The organism is Micromonospora acroterricola (genome assembly GCF_003172955.1).
Lineage (GTDB): Bacteria > Actinomycetota > Actinomycetes > Mycobacteriales > Micromonosporaceae > Micromonospora > Micromonospora acroterricola.
Window position 1 is genome coordinate 1 of sequence record NZ_QGKR01000075.1, and the last position, 3161, is coordinate 3161.

A 3161-nucleotide genomic window follows, 5' to 3' on the forward strand; every position below is an offset into this window, starting at 1 on the left:
GTGCCGGCCGACCCGGCGGGGCGGCTGGGCCGACGGCTGGCGCTGACCGGGCAGGGGGTGACCGGCTCGCTCGGCGCCGACCGGCTCGACGCCGCCGCCACCGCCGACGCCCTCGGGCTGCTCGCCGCCGGGCACAGCGGGCTGCTCCGGTACGGCTACCACGGGCAGCGCCGGGGCGGCGGGCTCAGCCTCTTCGTGGCCGCGTACGCGACGCCGCCGCGGATGATCGTCTTCGGGGCGATCGACTTCGCCGCCGCGGTGGCCCGCGTCGGCGCGTTCCTCGGCTACCGGGTGACCGTCTGCGACGCCCGCCCGGTCTTCGCCACCGCCCGACGCTTCCCGGAGGCGGACGAGGTGGTGGTGCAGTGGCCGCACCGCTACCTGCGGGCGGAGCTGGACGCCGGCCGGGTCGACGCGCGGACGGTCGTCTGCGTGCTGACCCACGACCCGAGGTTCGACGTGCCGGTGCTGGCGCTGGCCCTGCGCCACCGGTTGGCGTACGTCGGCGCGATGGGGTCGCGGCGCACCCACGACGAGCGGCACAAGCTGCTGCGGGAGGCGGGGCTCAGCGCGGAAGAGCTCGCCCGGCTCGCCTCCCCGATCGGGCTGGACCTCGGTGGGCGTACCCCGGAGGAGACCGCGGTGAGCGTGGCCGCGCAGATCGTCGCGGCCCGCTGGGGCGGGACCGGCCGCCCGCTGACGGCGCTCGCCGGACCGATCCACCACCCGGGGTAGCGCCGGCCGACCCCGCCCGTCGCCCCGGTCGTGCCCTTCGGCGCCCACCGGGCCGGGTGCTGTGCCAGCCTGGTGCCAGCCTCCTCGTGGCGGCCGGTGAGGACGGAGAGGACCGGGATGGGATACGCGGTGGTGCTCGGTGAGGCGCTGGTCGACCTGCTCGACACCGAGCGGGACGGCGAACGGGTCTACCGGCAGGCGATCGGCGGCGGGCCGCTCAACATCGCCGTCGGGGTGGCCCGGCTCGGCGGCGCGGCGCAGTTCGTCGGCTCGCTCGGCGACGACGTGCTCGCCGGCCGGATCCGCGCCTTTCTGACCGCGGCCGACGTCGGGCTGGCCGGCGCGGTCACCGTGCCGGCCCCGACCACGCTCGCGGTCGTCACCTTCGCCGGCCCGGAGCCCGACTTCCGCTTCTACGGCGAGCCGCCCTCCTACAGTTTGCTCGCCCCGGGGGCCCTGGACCTCGCGCTGGTCGAGGGCGCCGACGTGCTCTACTGCGGTTCGGTCGTGCTGCTCCAGCCGAGCACGCTGGCAGCCGCCCGCCGCGCCTGGTCACTCGCCACCGGTTTGCGGGTCTTCGACCCCAACGTGCGCCCCCGACTGCTCGCCGGACCGGCCGCGCTCGCCGGGCTGCGCGAGGTGGTGGCCGAGTTCGCCGCCGGCGCGCACCTGGTCAAGCTCAGCACCGCCGACGCCGAGCTGCTCTACCCGGGCGAGCCGGTCGAGGGGGTGGCCGCGTACCTGCGGGAGCTGGGCGCCGCGACCGTGGTGGTCACGCTCGGCGCGGCCGGCGCGGTCCTGGCCGCTGCCGACGCCGACCCGGTCCGGGTGCCCGCTCCCCGGGTCACCGCGGTCGACGCCACCGGCGCCGGCGACTCGGTGATGGCCGCGTTGATCGCCGACCTGCTGCTGGACGGCGAGCCGACCGACCCGACGGGCTGGGGCGAGCGGGTGGCGTTCGCGCTGCGGGTGGCCGGCCTGGTCTGCGAGTCCCCGGGCGGCGCCACCGCGATGCCCACCCGCACCGACGTCCAGCGCCGCTTCGGCGACTGACCCCCGCGCCGGCAGCAACCGCGGGACCGACGGGAGGTCAGGGCGTGCCGTCCAGTTCCCGGTAGCCGCGGCGGGCGGCCGTCAGGGCGGCGCGGGCGCCGAAGGGCGCCTCGGCGGCGACACGCTCCGGCGGCGCGCTGCCGGTGTGCGCGGCCCGGATCAGCCAGGCCAGTCGCACCAGCTCGGCGTGCTGGGCGCGGACGAACTCCGCGTCCACCGGGTCGCCGTGGCCCGGCACCACGACCGTCCGGGCCGTGGTCAGCCGGAGCAGGTCCGCGACCGCGTCCGGCCACTGCAGGGGGTACGAGTCCTCGAAGGCGGGCGGGCCGCTCTGCTCCACCAGGTCACCGGCGACCAGCACGTCCGCGTCGGGTACGTGCACCACCAGATCGGCGTCGGTGTGCCCCCGCCCCGGGTGCCGCAGCAGCACCCGCCGGCCGCCCAGATCGAGCGTCGTCTCGGTGTGCACCGTGTGCGTCGGGGCGAGGAGGGGAGTGTCGGCCAGCTCGGCGGCGAGCGCCGGGTGCTCGCCGCGCACCTCCTCGTACGCCTCCCGGCGCAGCCGCTCCGGCTGCTCGCGCAGGGCCGCGGCGGCCCGCTCGTGCGCGTACACCGGGCGGGGTGGGTCGCCGGCCAGGACGGCGTTGCCGAAGCAGTGGTCGTAGTGGTGATGGGTGTTCACCAGCGTCAGCGGTCGGTCGGTCACCGCCCGGACGGCGGTGGCCAGCGCGGTGGCCTGGGCCGCCGAGGAGAGGGTGTCCACCAGCAGCGCCTCGTCGTCGCCGACGACCAACGTGACGTTGACCCGCAGCAGCGGCTCGCGCAGCACGTGCACCCGGTCGGCGACCTCGACGAACCCGCTGGTCACGACGCCCGCCCGGCACGCTCGACGAAGTGTTGCCGGTCCACCAGGAGCCGGTCCACCCGGCCCCGGGCGACCGTCTGGTCACCGTCGCTCACGATGACCTCGAACGACAGCCGGCGACCGTCGACGGCTGCCAGCCGGGCCTGCGCCCGGACCGTACGGCCCACCACGGTCGGCGCCAGGTGCTCCAGCTCGACGCGTATCCCCACGGTGGTCGACCCGGGCGGCATGGCGGTCGCCGTCGCCGCGACGGTGGCCGCCTCGGCCAGCGCGAGCACCCGCGGTGTGCCGAGCACCGGCACGTCCCCGGAACCGACCGCCTGGGCGGTGTCCGCGTCGCTGACGGTCAACTCGACCCGGGCGGTCAGACCCGGCGCGAAGGCCGACTCGGGCTGCTCCTGCATGGTCGTCAGCCTAGGTGCTCGCCGGGCCCGCCGAGCACGCGCCCGGCGATCCGGCGGCACCCGCCGGCGGCACCCGCCGCCCACCTGTGCCGGGGCCCGGCGGG

Annotated in this window: 4 protein-coding genes; 2 read left to right on the top strand and 2 right to left on the bottom strand. The window is 77.3% G+C overall.

Annotated elements, in window-relative coordinates:
* On the top strand, positions 1 to 735 hold a 735-nt coding region (locus DKT68_RS01210), incomplete at its 5' end, for an XdhC family protein (RefSeq protein WP_161556604.1).
* Positions 736 to 852: 117 nt separating this feature from the next.
* Entirely contained in the window at positions 853 to 1788 is a 936-nt protein-coding gene (locus tag DKT68_RS01215; RefSeq protein WP_109815590.1) for a PfkB family carbohydrate kinase, read from the top strand.
* 37 nt (positions 1789 to 1825) lie between these two features.
* Here DKT68_RS01215 and DKT68_RS01220 read toward each other — a convergent pair whose 3' ends face one another.
* Entirely contained in the window at positions 1826 to 2656 is an 831-nt protein-coding gene (locus DKT68_RS01220) for an MBL fold metallo-hydrolase (RefSeq protein WP_109815591.1), read from the bottom strand.
* On the bottom strand, positions 2653 to 3057 hold the full coding sequence (locus tag DKT68_RS01225) for a thioesterase family protein (protein ID WP_109815592.1): 405 nt from the start codon (positions 3055 to 3057) through the stop codon (positions 2653 to 2655). Before DKT68_RS01225 ends, DKT68_RS01220 begins: the two co-directional genes overlap by 4 nt.
* Positions 3058 to 3161 lie beyond the last annotated feature (104 nt).

Coding starts and splice junctions, on each gene's coding strand:
- DKT68_RS01215 (WP_109815590.1), top strand. CDS start 853: ATGGGATACGCGGTGGTGCTCGGTGAGGCGCTGGTCGACCTGCTCGAC.
- DKT68_RS01225 (WP_109815592.1), bottom strand. CDS start 3,057: ATGCAGGAGCAGCCCGAGTCGGCCTTCGCGCCGGGTCTGACCGCCCGG.